Origin of the sequence: Rhodopseudomonas sp. AAP120 (genome assembly GCF_001295845.1) — a bacterium.
Taxonomy (GTDB): Bacteria; Pseudomonadota; Alphaproteobacteria; order Rhizobiales; family Xanthobacteraceae; genus Rhodopseudomonas.
The window spans coordinates 20263-36009 of record NZ_LJIC01000091.1 but is presented as its reverse complement, the minus strand read 5'-3'; the positions used below and the strand labels follow the sequence as shown (position 1 = coordinate 36009).

Below are 15747 nucleotides of genomic sequence, written 5' to 3'. Positions count from 1 at the left end.
TGGAGCGATCAAGGCCTGCTAGCAGGGTCCGGCGTATTCAGCCAGCGCGCGACGTCGTGGGCGAAGTAGCTGACGATGAGGTCGGCGCCGGCGCGTTTGAAGGCGCCGAGCGTCTCGAGGACGGTCTGCCGCTCGTCGATCGCGCCGGCCTCGGCGGCGAATTTGATCATCGCGTATTCGCCGCCCACCTGATAGGTCGCCAGAGGCAGCAACGACGTCTCGCGGATCTTCGACAGCACGTCCAGATAGGGCAGGCCGGGCTTGACCATCAGGAAGTCCGCGCCCTCGGATTCGTCCAGACGCGCCTCGAGCAGCGCCGCACGCCGGTTCATCGGGTCGAGCTGATAGCCGGCGCGGTTGCCTTTGAGGCCGCAATCGGCGGCGGCGCGGAACGGGCCGTAAAGCGCGGAGGTGAACTTCGACGCATAGGCCATGATGGCAATGTTCTGGAAGCCCGCTGCGTCGAGGCTGGCGCGGATCGCCTTGACCTGACCGTCCATCATCCCCGACGGGGCGACGATGTCGGCGCCGGCCTGGGCCGCTACTACGGCCTGTTTGCCGAGATTGGCCAGGGTCGCGTCGTTGGCGACTGCTCCGTTCTCGACAACGCCGCAGTGACCGTGATCGGTGTATTCGCAGAAACAAAGGTCCGGAATGACGATCATCTCCGGAGCCGCCTGCTTGGCGGTACGCACCATGCGGGCGACCAGGCCGTCCGGATTCCAGGTGTCGCTGCCGACGGCGTCCTTGTGATGCGAAATGCCGAACAGCATCACTGCCTTCAGGCCGTCGCGCGCCAGCGTGCGGATGTGCTCGGCGAGCTGTCGTTCGGGGAGCCTGAACAGCCCGGGCATTGTCGGAATGGCGCGAGGCTCGTCGAGGCCTTCGTCGACAAACAGCGGGTGGATCAGGTCGTCGGTCGAAATCCGGGTTTCGCGAATGAGGTCGCGGAGCGTTTCGGTACGTCGGAGCCGACGCAAGCGGAGCGTCGGAAAGCTTGCGGACACCTCAGGCCTCCTGGAAAGTTCTGGCCGGAGCAATGTGCAGCATGGTCCGCGCCTCGGCGGACGACGCCACCGGCCGGCCGATGTCCTGCGCGTAGCGCACGATGCGTTCGACCAGCTGGGCGTTGCTCTTGGCGAGTTCGCCGTAGCGATAATAGACATTGTCTTCGAAGCCGGTGCGCACATGGCCGCCCAGCAGCATGGTGTGCAGATTGATCGGCAGCTGGCCCTTGCCGATCGCCAGCGCCGACCAGTGACTGCCCGGCGGAATGCTTTCGACCAGATGCAGCAGGCTCTTGCAGGTAGCCGGCGCGCCGCCGGGAATACCGAGCGCGAAGTTGAAGCTCAGCGGAGCGGTCAGATGGCCGCTGTCCACCAGTGCCATCGCTTCGCCGATGATGCCGCAATGATAGACCTCGACCTCCGGTTTGACGCCGTATTTCTGCAGGTCGTTGGCCAGTTCCCTCGCCAAGGCCGGCGGATTGATGAACGGCTTGCTGCCGTGATTGAGCGAGCCGCAATTGAACGAGGCGATGTCGGGCCGCAGCTTCAGATGATTCCAGGCGACGCGCTTCTCCTTGTCCGGAGGCAGGTTGAAGCCTGAGGTGCTGAGATTGATCAGGATGTTGCACTTGTTGCGGATGCGCGCCACGATCTCCTCGAACACGGCTTCATCGTAGCTCGGCGCCCCGTCGCGGCCGCGAGCATGGATATGCGCGATCGACGCGCCGGCGTTCCAGCAGTCGTAGACGGCGTTGGCGATTTCCTCCGGCGTATAGGGGATGTTCGGATTCTTGTCGCGGCTGGTGATTCCGCCGTTGACGGCAGCCGTAACGATCAACTTGTCCACGTCCAAACTCCCACGTCAGTTTGTTGCCCCAAGCTATTGGCTGCGCGGCTCCATTTCTTCTCGGGATGAGACAATTTGTGCGCCGAACAGGACAATCCGGAGCGTCCGTGGACGAGCGGCAAACGGGACACCTGCGTCGCTCAGGGCCGTGCAGGCGAGCGGCGCCGACCGCCTATCGACGGAAATACCGGCTGGGATTGCGCCCCGTCAGTCGGCTGAACATCGCGGTGAACGCGCCGGGCGTCTCGTAGCCGAGGTCCGCGGCCACCACGATCACGGGCTCGCCGGCCGCGAGCCGGGGTACGGCCGCCAGGACACGCGCCTGTTGCCGCCAGGTGCGGAACGACACGCCCAATTCCGATCTGAACAAGCGGGCCAGCGTGCGCGTCGAGGCACCGACGACGCGGCCCCATTCCTCCAGGCTGAGGTCGTTGCTGCTATCGGCCAGGATCGCTTCGCAGATGCGGGCCAGTCGCCAGTCGACAATGTTGGGCATGTGCAATGGCGGCTCGGACGTGGCGTGCAACTCGTCCAGCAAGAGAGGAACCATGTGGATGCCGTGGCCGTGGATGTCGCAATGCTCCGGCCGGGTGGTGACCCGCAGGATCAGTTCTCGAAGCAGGCCCGAGACCGGCACCGAGAGCGGCTCATCGGCAAAGCGCGCGGGGCAGGTATCGGGGCGAATGTAAAGCGTATGCAGCGCCACCGAGCCACGAGCCCGCATGCGGTGTTCGACACGCGGCGGCATCCACACGGCGCGCTGCGGCGGCACCAGCCACAGTCTGTCGTTCGCCGTGATCTCCATGACGCCAGTGGTCGCAAAGATGAGTTGGCCGTGCGCGTGCGAGTGCATCGGAAGCGCATGCTTGTCCGGGTATTCCCTGCGCAACGCCGTGACCGGACTCGGCATCTCCCGCTGATGATTGGCATCCGTGATCATCGAGGCACCCGTGCAATAACCAAGTGTCTCAACTAGGGAGGGAGGCGTCCGCGATCAAGCCGGACCACCGTCATGCAAGACGGGGCTGGTGTCTCGAATCTGCATGTGCCGCCGACTGGTGAGCGGGTGAGGCTGACCGCGCGACGGCCGGGACCTTGACCTTGCCGGCGCGAACATCAAAGAAGGCCTACAACAAACGTCGGGAGCCAGGGGAGCAAGGGCGATGCCGCATCTCGTGATGGACTATTCGGCCGATCATCTCGGCCGCGACCGCATCGCGGTCGTGATGGAGCAGCTTGCCGTCACCGCCGCGGCGACCGGGGTGATGCACGCCGCCGACATCAAGGTGCGGGCCGGCGCGACAGCTTCGTCCATCTCGCCGTGTTCATGCTGGCGGGCCGCACGCCGGAGCAGAAGGAGGCGCTCAGCATCGCGCTGCGCCAGACTATGGTCGAACATTGCGCCGACATCACCAGCCTCAGCGTCGATATCCGGGACATGGACCCGGTGGCGTACAAGAAGCGGCTGAAGGGGGCATAGAGCGCCGGAACGCTGCTTGCTCCGCCGCGCCGTCAGCGCCCGAGCAGCGCCATCATCTCGCGCCAATGATAGATCCGCTCGCCCGGCGCGTCGGTCCGCGCCGCCGCGATCATCGCCCGTGCGACGTCGCCTGCATCGATGCCGCGAAACCGATCGGCGGCGCCGTGCAGAAGCGGGTTCGCGATGCGCGCCAGAGTGATGAACAGCCGCTCCAGCGGGCGGTGCTCGGCGCGTTCGCCCATGATCATCGACGGCCGGAAGATCGCGGTGTGGGGGAAGCCCAGCGCCAGCACGTCACGCTCGGTCTCGCCCTTGGCGCGGAGATAGAACGAGCGCGAAGCCGCATCCGCTCCGACGGAGGACACCAGCAACACCGCCCGTGCTCCGTTGTGCCGGGCGATGCGGGCCGCTTCGACCGGATAGTCGTGGTCGATCCGGTAATACGCCGCCTGGTCGGGCGTCTGTTTGCGCGTGGTGCCGAGCGCGATGAACACCTCGTCGGCGACGAGCTGTCCGGCGAGCTCCGGCAGGCGGTCGAGATCGCCGATCAACACCGTCAGCTTCGGATCGCTGAGCGCCACCGGCCGCCGCACCACCGCGATCACCCGCGAATAGTCAGCATGATCCAACAGTCCGCGCAGCAGCTGCGAGCCGATAAAACCGGTGGCGCCGAACACGAGCGCGGTGGTCATGGCGAAGTTTTGCCGGTTGCGATCATGCCGGGCAGGATCGCATGCGGCAGGGCCGAGCGCAACGCGGCGTCAGCGTTCGATGCTGCGGAAGCCGACGACGCCGGCGTCGGCGTCGAACAGATAGTCGAATGCGTTCAGCGCGTGAACGCTGGTGTTGACGAAGGTCGGGCGGTTGGCGCCGCCGACCAGCACGATGCGCTCGGGCGCGGCAGGATTGGCGGTGTCACCGGCGGCGAAGCCATAGCCGGGCGGGTGATCCGCCGCGGCGTCGCCGAAACGGATCGACAGCCGCGTGCCCGGCGCGATCGTCCGGCCGCGCTCGCCATCCTGGGGCCGGTCGGCCTCGCGGTCCGGCGGCAGCGTCAGATACATCACCGAGACGCCGGTATCGATCAACGCGGTGCCACAGGCCGGCGCGGTGCCTTCCAGCGTGATGCAGGCCGGCAGCGGCGCCCAGTCGCTGCCGTCGGCGGCGCGCTGAAGCTGGACGAAGCGATAGCTGCCGCGGGTGTTGGCCGCGGTCAGCCCGACATGGACGCCGGCGCGCGTCACCACATAGCCGCGCGTCAGGCGGCCGGGCGAGGCCGCCGTGCCCATGCCCGGCAGATTGAGGAACGGGTTCTTGTCCGGCGTGCTCTGGCTCTGATGATCGCCCTCGCGCGCGAAGCCGATGCCCAGCATGGCGACGTGGCGCGGCGCGTCGCTCGGCTCGCAATTGCGCGGATGCGGCACGCAGTCGATCCGCTCGACCGCGAGCACGGCAATTGGCCTCGTGGTGACGCTCTGATCGTTGGCGCCGCCGATGGTGACGCGGGTCTCGACCCAGCGGCCGCGCATGATCCGGCCCGAGCTCGAATAGGTCAGCGTACCGGGCCCGATCTGCCGTAGGCTGTCGATGTCCGGAATGCTCGAGGCTGCGACCACGATCCCGGTCGAGCCGGTGTCCATCACCGCACGCACCGGCTCGCCGCCAAAGCTCATCAGCAGCGTCGGCGGCGCTCCGCGCGGCTCGCCGGTCTCGCTGTCGTTGAGATAGCGAAGATAGGTGCCGCCTTCGCGCGCTTCGTAGCGCGGCTGGGCGAGGGCGGGCTGGGCGAGAGCCGTGAGCGTGTGCGTCAGCGCGAGCGTGAAGCCGGCGATTGTCCCTGGAGTAGTGAGGCGGATCATGATGCGGCGCTCCCTCGCAAGTAAAAGATCGATGCAGCGATCGTTCGATCGATCGTCTGCAGTTCGGACGAGGATCGCATGGAACAGCTTTACGACCGCATAGCCGGCAAAGGACAATTCGAACGGAACAGTTCGCGCGGCGATGCGGCACTGTTCACTTGCGTAAAATTGAATCGAGTGTGTGGTGGATTTAGACAGCCGATCGCGTCACAACACGCAAGCTTCAGTGAGTGAGATCGTCGACGTTTGAGATGCAGGGTTCGGTTGTCAGAGTCACGTTGTCCCTGATCGGGCCAGGCATCATCGGCGTGTTCGGCATCGCATTTCTCGCGGCCTGGAGCTACGCCCGGCGGCCTTATCTCGGCGTTCTGGCCGCGGCCTGTGCGCTGTTCGCACTCGGCGCCTCAAGCCAGATCCTGTACGTGCCGCGCGACACCGGCCTCAACGCGATGGTGTCGGGCGCGCTCTACACCTGCGCCGTCATCGCAGCGGTCGAAGGCGTGCTGATCCGGTCGGGCAAGGCCTTGGGCGCATGGATCGACGTCGCGATCTTCGTCGCGTTTTCCCTGGCGCTGTATTACTTCTTCTATGTCGATCGCAGTCTGCTGGCCCGCATCTACGTACAAAACTTCGGCTACGGGCTGCTGCTGTGTGTCGCGGGGTTGAGGCTGTCGCACCTGCGCAACGGCCGGCTGGTTGACCGCATCCTGTTCTGGACGCTGCTGCTGTTCGGACTGCACTTCTTTCCCCGCACCGTCTTCACGGTCGGGGTGTCGCCGCCGTCGGGTGGACCACTCGCATTCGCCGATTCGGTTTTCTGGCAGACGCTGCAATTGTCACTCGCCGTGCTGGGCGCGGCCTTGGCGATGGCCATCCTGGCTGCAGCGGTGTCCGACCTGATGGATGATCTGCGCCGCGAACGCGATCTCGACCATCTCACGGGGCTGCTCAACCGCCGCGGCTTCGAGGCCGAGATCGCGGCGCCGATGCATCGCGCGCCCGAAGGCGCGGCGCTGATCCTGTGCGATGTCGATCATTTCAAATCGATCAACGACAGCTTCGGTCATGACGTCGGCGACGTCGTGCTGAAGGAGATCGGCGCGATCCTGCGCCGCGCCGCCCGCAAGGGCGACCTGGTCGGCCGCCTGGGCGGTGAAGAGTTCGCGGTGTTCCTGCCGGAAGCCTCGCGGTCCGAGGCCACCGAATGCGCCGAACGGCTCCGGCGGGCGATCGGACAGGGCCGCATTCCCGGCCTCGGCCACAGGCCGGTAACGGCGAGCTTCGGCGTGGCGACGCTCCGCGAAGCCGCTGACTGGACGGCACTCTACAAGCTGGCGGACGGTCGGCTGTATCGGGCGAAGGCGGAGGGGCGCGACCGGACGGTCGATCGCGGGACGTAGTCGCGCCGTCCCGTAGCCCGGACGAGCGACGCGACATCCGCGAGCAGCATCTCCGCAGCGTAAAGAGCCCGGGTATCGCTCCGCTCGCCCGGGCTACGCTTGCTCCTATGGCGACAGATGCGGCGTGGTGTTCACCGTGGGCGCGGCCTCGGCCGTCGCTTCGGCCGGCAGCTTGTCGTCATGGATCGCCAGCGCCCGGCCGATCCAGAACGGATCGGCCGTGTGATCCCGCTTCGGGTTGGTCGTATTGGGATGAACCAGAATACTCAGGCCGCTGTGATTGAGCATCAGCCACGGCACCAGGCTGGCGAACACCTCCTTGGCGAACGCGATCTGGATCATCGCGCCATCATGCGGCCCGACCCGGACGTCGTGCCAGCGCCCGACCTGCACCGCAAACCGCTCGCCGATCCACCGCACCAGCCGCTCCGCCACCGGCCGCGTCGCCGCCGGGTCGTAATAGATATGCGCGTGATAGCTGGCGATCTCGGCGAGCGGGCGAGGGCCGTCGGCAGCGGGGGTGTCGGTCATCGGTGGCGTCCTTGTGGCCCGGCATGCGGGGAAAGCAGCAAGGTGCCGCATCAGTGCGGCGAGATCCAGGACGGCGTTTCAGCAACGCGACAGACCGCCGCTCTCGCTCCGTTCACGCGGGCATCGCCAGCTTCTCGAATTTGAAGAAGCCGCCATGGGGCGGGCCGCCATGCGACGGGTCGCCGTCGCCGTCCGGCTGGTGCGGGTCCGGATGACGGTCGCTGAAGTATTCGACGATCTTGAAGCCGCATTTGTTGACGTAGAAGTGGATGTTGCGCCGCTCGAAATACGGCGTGTGAGTCTGCCAGACGCGCGTCTGCGGATAGTGCCGCTCGATCGCCCGCCATGCCGCGAGACCGAGACCGCGGCCGTGCGCGCCGACTGCAACGAAGAAGAAATCGAGCGAATTGCACTGCGTGACCGGATCGATCGTCACCACCGCGCCGCCGACGCGCTCTCCGCCGGAGACGACGTGATGGACCACCGCGCCCGGCGCCGCGAGCGAACGCTGCACGTCGTCCTCCGACGGAATGGGGCCGTCCGACAGCGCGCCGAACTGTTCGATGACGGCGACGGCAAAGGCCTCCTGCAACTGCCGGGTGAATTCCGGCCACTCGTGCCTCGCCGCTAGCTCGAGCGTTACGCTCCGATCGTCCACCATTCCGCTCCTGTCAGCACCGCGCCCGCGCCGCGTCTGCGTCGTCGCGTTTTGAAGGGCCGGTGACTTCGACGTGGATGGTGGCGACGATAAGGCGCGGTGCTGCGACAAAGTGAGTGCATGTTTCAAGACGGCGCGCGGCGTTCGGGCTCGGCTTCGGCCGGCGGCGCGCAAATTTCGATGCGAATGAAAAACAGCCACGACAAATCGCTCTCGCGGCTCGATCGAGCCCGAGCTGTGCACCCGTCGCTTCACAGCGAGGGGTGGGGGCGCGCCGCTCGGCGCAAATTTGGTGAGGTTCGCGATGGCTTGCGGACCATCGCGCAACGCCTTGCGGCGCGCCCACCGCGGCGGTTTTTGGCTGTCGGGCCCGTGCTTCCGGGGGCAGGCGCGATGCACTCCGCACCGCTTCATCCGGCGGATTTCGCCGCCTTCGCCTGTCCCGCGTCCTGCGAACGAGCAAGTCGCAGAGCCTCGTAGTAGGCCCGGACGGGTCCCCGACGCCTCCCGGACGCGTGCTTGCGAGGCACAGCGCGCAGGACGCCGCGTCCGTTCAGGCTTCGCTGACCAGTGTCAGCTCCACCGAACCATCGTTCCGGACCGGTTACCCGGCCCGCCGATCTGTCCCACTGACCGACGCCTCGCGACAGCGCCCCTCACGGACAGGACGATGCGGACTATAATCATAATAGGAATAGTGTCAAGCGTCGTCAGGGTGACCCCACGACTAAGATTGCTACGCAACCGTCTCGGACGTTCGCGTCACGTCGCCACGGCCGGCGACAGAGATGTCCTCGTCGAGCGCTTCCCAGTGCAGCCCGACGCGGCTCAGTTCGACCTCCGCACGCTGCGCCGGCGTCGCCCGCAGCAGCCGCGGAAACCACGCCAGCGGCACGCCGAGGGTGCGGCCATCCGACAGATCGACCCACATCGTATGGTCGTCGAAGCGAACGTTCGTGGCCGAAATGGTCATGCCATGCTCTCAGGATGAGGTCGCGTTGGTCTGCAACGGCCGACAGGCGTCTCGATCAGCTCAAGACCCCGGATTCGCTTCGCTACATCCGGGCTATGCTTGCTACGAGCTTGCTTGCTCCGCCCCGTGATCCAATGCATTGATCACGACCACGCCGGCACTCCCCGTCGCAATTTCTTCAGACGTAGGAAAGGCGGGTCTTTCGTGGAATTTGAATACCGTACGAAAATACTTGATCGCCGAATCGACCTTCTCGAGCGTTGCGTAGTGGGGGCAACAGACCACATACGCCTCCAACGGTCGATCACGTTCTGCATTGGCAATTGCGTTGGTCAGCGCTTTTAGCCGAGCGAGATCTCGCGCGACGTCATGTTGGTTCGTCCATAATTTAAACTCGATCAGGAGGGCCGCATCAGTTGCCTTTCGTTCTGGTGAATAAAAACAAGCCAGGTCGATCCGGAAATTGCCGAGCAAGGGCGACTGCGGGTCATCCGTCGGAATCCCCCAATCTGCGCATTCACGCGAGGGAAATTCTGGACGGATGCACCAGTCGGGATGCTGTTCGTGAATGTCCAGCATGATCGAATGAACCAGAAACGATTCAGGTGGGGCATCCAAGGTGCGAGCGATCTGAGCAAAACGCGAAATGGCTTTACGTGCGCTCTCGTAGAGCATTCGCTCGTATAACAAAGGCATCTCCTGAGGTGAGCGACGTCGACGAGCCCGGGTATCGCTCCGCTCACCCGGGCTCCGCTCGCTAGCTTACGTTACTAAGCGCCCGCCGATGTACACAGTTACATGAGCACGTAGGGCGCAACAGCGAAAGCGTATTGGGTAGTGGGAGCTGACTTAGGTGTGCAAATCCGCCCCATGGGTTACACGCCGCAAAGCTCCTTGATAAGAGCTGCGATCCCCTGTGCAGCGATGTTGCTTGTTGTCTTTTCACATATCGATCGTATAGCTAGAAGTCCCGTCGTTACTAGGCTAGAGTCATTGGATTTCGCTGCCATTTCGACTTTCTGCAATTCCGCTGAGATCGATTGCTGAATGTTTGCTGGTAACGCGGGGAGGCATTCTCTAATCTGCTCAACATGCCGGTTGATGTCGCGTATGGAAAAAGCATTGTGCGATAGACTGTTATTGACGGACGAGTTTTCGCTGACATTACCCAAATTGCCGATGTTTTGTGCGTAGATGTTCTGAGTCACCGTTTGGGCCTCTCTCTTGTCACGAGCTGTAAATCCGAGTCCTTCGCCTAGTATTCCTGCTTTTTCCAGATCTACAGCCCAATCCAGTACGATGTTCTTAACCGCATTGATGGGCGACTTGAGTTGGTTCTTGTCGACCATCGCGCGAATATCGAATTGGATATCCATCCCGTCGCGCAGTACCTTGGCGAGTCCGGGTGGATATGCGTATGATAATGTCCCGTCTGAATCTAAAAGGCCTTCCAATTCCGCGATCGACTGAAACAGTGGAATCCGGTGGCAGAGTTCATATAATTTGGCATCTTCGATGATTATCGGGCACCAACCTCTGTATGGGTTGAAGAAGCGTGGTGTCGCTCCGATCGTCCTATACTCTGGTAGATCATCCCAAGCAGCGTTCTTGTATCCATCTGTTTCTCTAGTGATCCACTTTTCGAAATCGGGCAGATCAAGTTTCCGAGCAGCCAAGCGGGCTTTCCGAAGAGTGTTCGCTAGGGGCTTGTTGTCTGTGAGCAGATCACTCTGAATTTCATGAACAATCGAGTTGTTCAGCAGTTTTTGAAGCATCGTTTCCTACTCCAGAGAGGAAAGCGAGGAGCGAAGAGCCGCTCCCCGCTTTCTTCACTTTTGACGGTTGTAGGGAGATTGGTTGGTGGGCTTCAGCGAAATGCCCTCTTGAGAGGCCCGGTTGCGAACCGCGTTTTCTGTTCGTCCGAGATGCAGACCAATCACCCGCGTAGGGGTGTTCTGCTTTGCCTCCTGACGGAGTTGCTTGACCTCCGCCGGCGTCCATTCATTACCAGAGTTCCTATCATATTTTGGCATCCGCACGCTCCTCATGCGCTACAATTGCGCGGGAAAACGTCGAAGCTCCGCTGGACGCCGAATGAAAGAATCGCTTAACTGCCCCTGTGACCGGGAGAGCGGTGCTTTTCTCGAAGCCCCCGTAAGTACAACGACCATTCTTCACGGTGCCAATGTCGGGGTCCTATCCTCGGCATTGGTGTTTTCCTCAACGAATCAGTTGAGCGCGAATAGTTTAGTCCGCCACTCTTCAATCTCTGGATACCAAAGCGACTTTTCCACATCAAATCGTAATTCTTGCGAGACTTCTACACTGAGTGTCGTGTCTTCGGTCCGATGTCGTTTCTTATTGGGATGTCGTACGGAACTCGTCAGGTTGATTTCTGAAGGTTTGGCTCACTTGCTCAAGCGAATAATGCTTGTGGCAATATCAGTTCGGCACCAATTGCAGATCTTCGCTCGCCCTTGCGCGAGGAGCAGATTGCTTCCACAAGTTGGACAAGGTTCTGTCGAATAGACGCTAAGAGGCTTCTTAATTGCTCTGACTGCCTCCAATCGTTCAGCTGCGAACGCCTCAGTGACGTTGCAGGCTATTGCTATCCGATCAATATCGTCGATCTGCTGAGCTAACTCTGTCGGAACGAGGAGATGATCCGCAAAGCGATGGGCTTGCCATTCTGCGGAATCTTCTTGCTCGCCGATCCTGATCTGGCGCGCACCGTCTTGGGAGTATGGCTTAGCATTGTCGTCGTGCAGTAGGATGTGCCCGATCTCGTGGGCGATAATCTCTTGCTCTTTGCTGTGACCGGTCTCGAAGCGGGCGCGGACTCCTTTCTGAATTCGCAGTGTGAGACGCGGGCTGAAAGTAACGTACGCTTCTGGCAGAGATGAGTCGTCCTCTGCATTTTCAATCGTCAGGCGACCCTTCTTCTTAGTTCCCGTAATGTGAAAGATACTTTCTACGCCGTGAGCTTCAAGTTCGCTTAAGATGACTTTCAAATCGACGTATTTTGACCCGGGCCGCGTTCCGATTGACCGGCATTTGGCTGCTGCTGCGGCGATAAATGCTTCGCTTCGGTAAGCAACTTTGTAGTCCGTGAACGCGGCCCCGGCTGTCATCTATCTCTCCATCAGGAACAACCGGTCGTGCTGCCGCACGTATCACACTTCATGCACGTTCCATTCCGCACCAGCGTGAAGTTGCCGCATTCGCTGCACGAGTCGCCCTCGTAACCTCGCGCCTTCGCCTCGGCGCGGCGTTCGGCTTTGGTGGCGACGGGCTGGGCCTGGGCGGCGCCCGCGCGGCTCCATTGCAGGGCTTCGAGCTTTTCGGTCGGCGATAGGTCCTGCTCGGCTTCCTGCTTCAGCGCCGTGGCGCCTTCGAGAACGTCGCCGATTCGAGATGCAGACTTGGCGTGTGCCTCTGGCTGGGAGTAGGCCATCTTCACCGGCGTGGCTGCATCAGTAGCCGGGGCGCTGCGCATCACCACCAGATTGTCGGTGCGCGAGCGGGTCAGGCCCTTGGACAGGTACTTGGTCGCCGAGGCGGGGGCGACGGTGCCTTCCGGGGCCTTGCCTTCCTCGATGCCCTTGCCGATGGCGTCGAAGCCGGTCTCGCTCGGGTCGACATGGGCGAGATCGTAGCGGCCCATGTAGCTCACCGCCAGCTCGCGGAACACGTAGTCGAGGATCGAGGTGGCGTATTTGATCGAGTCGTTGCCCTGCACCGGGCCGGCGGGTTCGAACCGGGTGAAGGTGAAAGCGTCGACATACTCTTCGAGCGGCACGCCGTATTGCAGGCCGAGCGAGACGGCGATGGCAAAATTGTTGATGAAGGAGCGGAGCGCGGCGCCTTCCTTGTGCATGTCGATGAAGATCTCGCCGATGCGGCCGTCGTCATATTCGCCGGTGCGCAGATAGACCTTGTGGCCGCCGACCACCGCCTTCTGGGTGTAGCCCTTGCGGCGATCCGGCATCTTTTCGCGCTCGCGCATCACCACGATGCGCTCGACCAGGCGCTCCACCACCTTCTCGGAGACGTGGGCGGCACGGGCCGCCATCGGCTTGTCGAGGAAGGTGTCGATGTCCTCGTCCTCGTCGTCATCGGCGATCAGCTGCGAGTTCAGCGGCTGTGAGAGCTTCGAGCCGTCGCGATAGAGCGCATTCGCTTTCAGCGCCAGCTTCCACGACAGCATGTAGGCGGACTTGCAGTCCTCCACCGTGGCGTCGTTCGGCATGTTGATGGTCTTGCTGATCGCACCGGAGATGAACGGCTGCGCCGCGGCCATCATCCGGATGTGGCTCTCGACCGACAGATAGCGCTTGCCGATCTTGCCGCAGGGATTGGCGCAATCGAACACCGCGTAGTGCTCGGGCTTCAGATGCGGCGCGCCTTCGACCGTCATGGCGCCGCAGATGTGGATGTTGGCGGCCTCGATCTCGCGCTTGGAGAAGCCGAGCGCGGCCAGGAGGTCGAAGCTCGGCTCGGCGATCTTGTCGGCCTCGATCTTCAGCGTGTCCTTGAGGAAGTCTTCGCCGAAGGTCCATTTGTTGAAGGCGAACTTGATGTCGAAGGCGGTCGGCAGCGCCGCCTCGACCTTCGCCAGCGCCTCGTCGCTGAAGCCCTTGGCCTTCAGCGTCGAGACGTTGATGGCCGGGGCGTTGCTGAGCGAGCCGTGGCCGACGGCGTAGGCCTCGATCTCGGCGATCTGGCTTTCCGGATAGCCGAGCACGCGCAGCGCGGCCGGCACGGCGCGGTTGATGATCTTCCAATAGCCGCCGCCGGCGAGCTTCTTGAACTTCACCAGCGCGAAATCAGGCTCGATGCCGGTGGTGTCGCAATCCATCACAAGGCCGATGGTGCCGGTCGGGGCGACCACGGTGGTCTGGGCATTGCGATAGCCGTGCAGCTCGCCGAGTTCGAGCGCCTGGTCCCAGGCGCGCTTGGCGTGGGCGATCGCCTCGGGGATCGGGCAGCCGGCGTGGTCGAGCGGCACCGGGTTGACCGACAGCGCCTCGTAGCCGCGGCTCTCGCCGTGCGCGGCGCGGCGATGGTTGCGGATCACGCGCAGCATATGCGCGGCGTTCTTCTTGTAGCCGGGGAACGGGCCGAGCTTCTTGGCCATCTCGGCCGAGGTCGCATACGACACGCCGGTCATGATCGCGGTCAGCGCGCCGCACAGTGCGCGGCCTTCCTTGGAGTCGTAGCTGAGGCCCATGGTCATCAAGAGGCCGCCGATATTGGCAAAGCCCAGGCCCAGCGTGCGGAATTCATACGACAGCTCGGCGATCTGCTTGGACGGGAACTGCGCCATCAGCACCGAGATTTCGAGCACGACGGTCCACAGCCGGCAGAGATGCTCATAGGCGTCGAGATCGAACTTCGCCGTGGTGGTGTCGTAGAACGTCAGCAGGTTGGCGGAGGCGAGGTTGCACGCCGTGTCGTCGAGGAACATGTATTCCGAGCACGGATTGGACGCGCGGATGTCGCCCGAGGCCTTGCAGGTGTGCCAGTCGTTCATCGTGGTGTTGAAGTGCAGGCCGGGATCGGCGCTGGCCCAGGCGGCGTAGCCGATCTTCTCCCACAATTCGCGCGCCTTCAGCGTCTTCATCACCTTCTTGCCGGTGCGGCTGGTGAGGTGCCAATCGCCGTCGGTCTCGACCGCGCGCAGGAAGTCGTCCTTCAGCGAGACCGAGTTGTTGGAGTTCTGGCCGGAGACGGTGAGGTAGGCCTCGCTATCCCAATCGGTGTCGTAGATCGGGAAGTCGATTTCCTTGTAGCCCTGCTTGGCGAACTGGATGACGCGCTTAATCATCGCGTCGGTCACCAGCGCGCGGCGCGCCAGCTTGACCTCGCGGCGCAGCGCCGGGTTCTTCTCCGGATCGAAGCAGTCGTCGCCCGAGCCCTGGCAGTTGACGCAGGCCTTGAGGATCGCCTTGAGGTGCTTCTGGTTGGTCTTGGAGCCGGTGACGAGGGCCGCGACCTTCTGCTCCTCCTTCACCTTCCAGTCGATATAGGCCTCGATATCCGGATGGTCGGCGTCGACCACCACCATCTTGGCGGCGCGGCGGGTGGTGCCGCCCGACTTGATGGCACCGGCTGCGCGATCGCCGATCTTCAGGAAGCTCATCAGGCCGCTGGACTTGCCGCCGCCCGACAGGCGCTCGCCTTCGCCGCGCAGCCGCGAGAAGTTCGAGCCGGTACCGGAGCCGTATTTGAACAGGCGGGCTTCACGCACCCACAGGTCCATGATGCCGCCCTCGTTGACGAGGTCGTCCTCGATGCCCTGGATGAAGCAGGCGTGCGGCTGCGGGTGCTCGTAGGCCGACTTCGACTTGGTCAGCTTGCCGGTCTTGTAATCGACGTAGTAGTGGCCCTGGCCGGGGCCGTCGACGCCGTAGGCCCAATGCAAGCCGGTGTTGAACCACTGGGGCGAATTCGGCGCGACCATCTGCGCCGCCAGCATGTAGCGCAGCTCGTCGTAGAACGCGCGGGCGTCGTCCTCGGAGGCGAAGTAATCGCCCTTCCAGCCCCAATAGGTCCAGCAGCCGGCGAGGCGGTCGAACACCTGCTTGGAGGAATGTTCGGAGGTGAAGCGTTCGGCCTCGGGCAGGGCGGCGAGCGCGTCGGTGTCGGGCACCGAGCGCCACAGCCACGACGGCACGGTCTCTTCCTCGACCTTCTTGAGGCGCGCGGCCACGCCGGCCTTGCGGAAATACTTCTGCGCGAGGACGTCGGACGCGACCTGCGACCAGCCCTCGGGCACTTCGACATTCTCGAGGCGGAACACCACCGAGCCGTCCGGATTGCGGATCTCGCTCGTCGTCAGCCGGAACTGGATCGCCGCATAGGGAGATTGGCCGTCTGTGGTGTAGCGCCGCTCGATCTTCATCTGATGCCCCGTTCGATTCCGGACCCCGTTGGGTCCAAAGTTGCTGGTCGCGGACGTGGTCCGAAAGACCTGGTCCGCCGTGCGAGCC

At 63.3% G+C, this 15747-nt stretch carries 14 protein-coding genes and 1 pseudogene; 2 read left to right on the top strand and 13 right to left on the bottom strand.

The genetic code is table 11. The annotated features are described in order from the left end of the window. Nucleotides 1-8: 8 nt before the first annotated feature. The 3 genes from hemB to IP86_RS15100 form a co-directional block, all read right to left on the bottom strand. Entirely contained in the window at nt 9-1007 is a 999-nt protein-coding gene (hemB, locus tag IP86_RS15110; RefSeq protein WP_054163354.1) for a porphobilinogen synthase, read from the bottom strand. Between the two features lies 1 nt (nt 1008). Next, entirely contained in the window at nt 1009-1854 is an 846-nt protein-coding gene (locus IP86_RS15105; protein WP_054163353.1) for a beta-keto acid cleavage family enzyme, read from the bottom strand. A 172-nt stretch (nt 1855-2026) separates the two neighbouring features. After that, nucleotides 2027-2794, bottom strand: a complete 768-nt coding sequence (locus tag IP86_RS15100) for an AraC family transcriptional regulator (RefSeq protein WP_082364025.1) — start codon at nt 2792-2794, stop codon at nt 2027-2029. Between the two features lie 223 nt (nt 2795-3017). Here IP86_RS15100 and IP86_RS29705 point away from each other — a divergent pair. Next, a pseudogene (locus IP86_RS29705) lies at nt 3018-3334 on the top strand (5-carboxymethyl-2-hydroxymuconate Delta-isomerase). A gap of 32 nt (nt 3335-3366) precedes the next feature. Here IP86_RS29705 and IP86_RS15090 read toward each other — a convergent pair. Both IP86_RS15090 and IP86_RS29395 read right to left on the bottom strand, forming a co-directional pair. Then, on the bottom strand, nt 3367-4026 hold the full coding sequence (locus tag IP86_RS15090; protein ID WP_054163352.1) for an oxidoreductase: 660 nt from the start codon (nt 4024-4026) through the stop codon (nt 3367-3369). A gap of 69 nt (nt 4027-4095) precedes the next feature. Then, the gene (locus tag IP86_RS29395; protein ID WP_245290633.1) at nt 4096-5193 is read right to left on the bottom strand and encodes a hypothetical protein; all 1098 of its coding nucleotides are present in this window, start codon (nt 5191-5193) and stop codon (nt 4096-4098) included. Between the two features lie 278 nt (nt 5194-5471). Between IP86_RS29395 and IP86_RS15080 the strand changes: the two genes are divergently transcribed. Further along, nucleotides 5472-6593: a GGDEF domain-containing protein gene (locus IP86_RS15080; protein ID WP_245290632.1), complete on the top strand. Its 1122-nt coding sequence runs from the start codon at nt 5472-5474 to the stop codon at nt 6591-6593. 105 nt (nt 6594-6698) lie between these two features. On the opposite strand, the gene IP86_RS15075 is transcribed toward IP86_RS15080, so the two are convergent. From IP86_RS15075 to IP86_RS15060, 8 genes are all read right to left on the bottom strand, one after another. After that, the gene (locus tag IP86_RS15075; RefSeq protein WP_054163350.1) at nt 6699-7124 is read right to left on the bottom strand and encodes a DOPA 4,5-dioxygenase family protein; all 426 of its coding nucleotides are present in this window, start codon (nt 7122-7124) and stop codon (nt 6699-6701) included. Nucleotides 7125-7236: 112 nt separating this feature from the next. Beyond that, entirely contained in the window at nt 7237-7785 is a 549-nt protein-coding gene (locus IP86_RS15070) for a GNAT family N-acetyltransferase (protein ID WP_054163349.1), read from the bottom strand. A gap of 733 nt (nt 7786-8518) precedes the next feature. After that, entirely contained in the window at nt 8519-8755 is a 237-nt protein-coding gene (locus IP86_RS15065) for a DUF2442 domain-containing protein (RefSeq protein WP_054163348.1), read from the bottom strand. A gap of 102 nt (nt 8756-8857) precedes the next feature. Next, complete coding sequence (locus IP86_RS28735; protein WP_156332518.1) at nt 8858-9430, bottom strand: hypothetical protein; 573 nt, start codon at nt 9428-9430, stop codon at nt 8858-8860. 200 nt (nt 9431-9630) lie between these two features. Continuing rightward, nucleotides 9631-10530 carry an AbiTii domain-containing protein gene (locus IP86_RS28730; RefSeq protein ID WP_156332517.1) on the bottom strand — a complete coding sequence of 300 codons (900 nt, stop codon included), beginning with the start codon at nt 10528-10530 and terminating at the stop codon, nt 9631-9633. A 54-nt stretch (nt 10531-10584) separates the two neighbouring features. Beyond that, nucleotides 10585-10788, bottom strand: coding sequence for a hypothetical protein (locus IP86_RS28095; RefSeq protein WP_082364034.1), 204 nt, complete (start codon nt 10786-10788; stop codon nt 10585-10587). 375 nt (nt 10789-11163) lie between these two features. After that, complete coding sequence (locus tag IP86_RS28090; RefSeq protein ID WP_082364023.1) at nt 11164-11886, bottom strand: ImmA/IrrE family metallo-endopeptidase; 723 nt, start codon at nt 11884-11886, stop codon at nt 11164-11166. Nucleotides 11887-11897: 11 nt separating this feature from the next. Beyond that, on the bottom strand, nt 11898-15659 hold the full coding sequence (locus IP86_RS15060; protein WP_054163347.1) for a vitamin B12-dependent ribonucleotide reductase: 3762 nt from the start codon (nt 15657-15659) through the stop codon (nt 11898-11900). Nucleotides 15660-15747: the final 88 nt, after the last annotated feature.

Bases quoted from the DNA above. Each gene is read 5' to 3' on its own strand.
- IP86_RS15100 (WP_082364025.1), bottom strand. From the start codon at position 2,794: ATGATCACGGATGCCAATCATCAGCGGGAGATGCCGAGTCCGGTCACG.
- IP86_RS15090 (WP_054163352.1), bottom strand. From the start codon at position 4,026: ATGACCACCGCGCTCGTGTTCGGCGCCACCGGTTTTATCGGCTCGCAG.
- IP86_RS29395 (WP_245290633.1), bottom strand. From the start codon at position 5,193: ATGATCCGCCTCACTACTCCAGGGACAATCGCCGGCTTCACGCTCGCG.
- IP86_RS15075 (WP_054163350.1), bottom strand. From the start codon at position 7,124: ATGACCGACACCCCCGCTGCCGACGGCCCTCGCCCGCTCGCCGAGATC.
- IP86_RS15070 (WP_054163349.1), bottom strand. From the start codon at position 7,785: ATGGTGGACGATCGGAGCGTAACGCTCGAGCTAGCGGCGAGGCACGAG.
- IP86_RS15065 (WP_054163348.1), bottom strand. From the start codon at position 8,755: ATGACCATTTCGGCCACGAACGTTCGCTTCGACGACCATACGATGTGG.
- IP86_RS28735 (WP_156332518.1), bottom strand. From the start codon at position 9,430: ATGCTCTACGAGAGCGCACGTAAAGCCATTTCGCGTTTTGCTCAGATC.
- IP86_RS28730 (WP_156332517.1), bottom strand. From the start codon at position 10,530: ATGCTTCAAAAACTGCTGAACAACTCGATTGTTCATGAAATTCAGAGT.
- IP86_RS28095 (WP_082364034.1), bottom strand. From the start codon at position 10,788: ATGCCAAAATATGATAGGAACTCTGGTAATGAATGGACGCCGGCGGAG.
- IP86_RS28090 (WP_082364023.1), bottom strand. From the start codon at position 11,886: ATGACAGCCGGGGCCGCGTTCACGGACTACAAAGTTGCTTACCGAAGC.
- IP86_RS15060 (WP_054163347.1), bottom strand. From the start codon at position 15,659: ATGAAGATCGAGCGGCGCTACACCACAGACGGCCAATCTCCCTATGCG.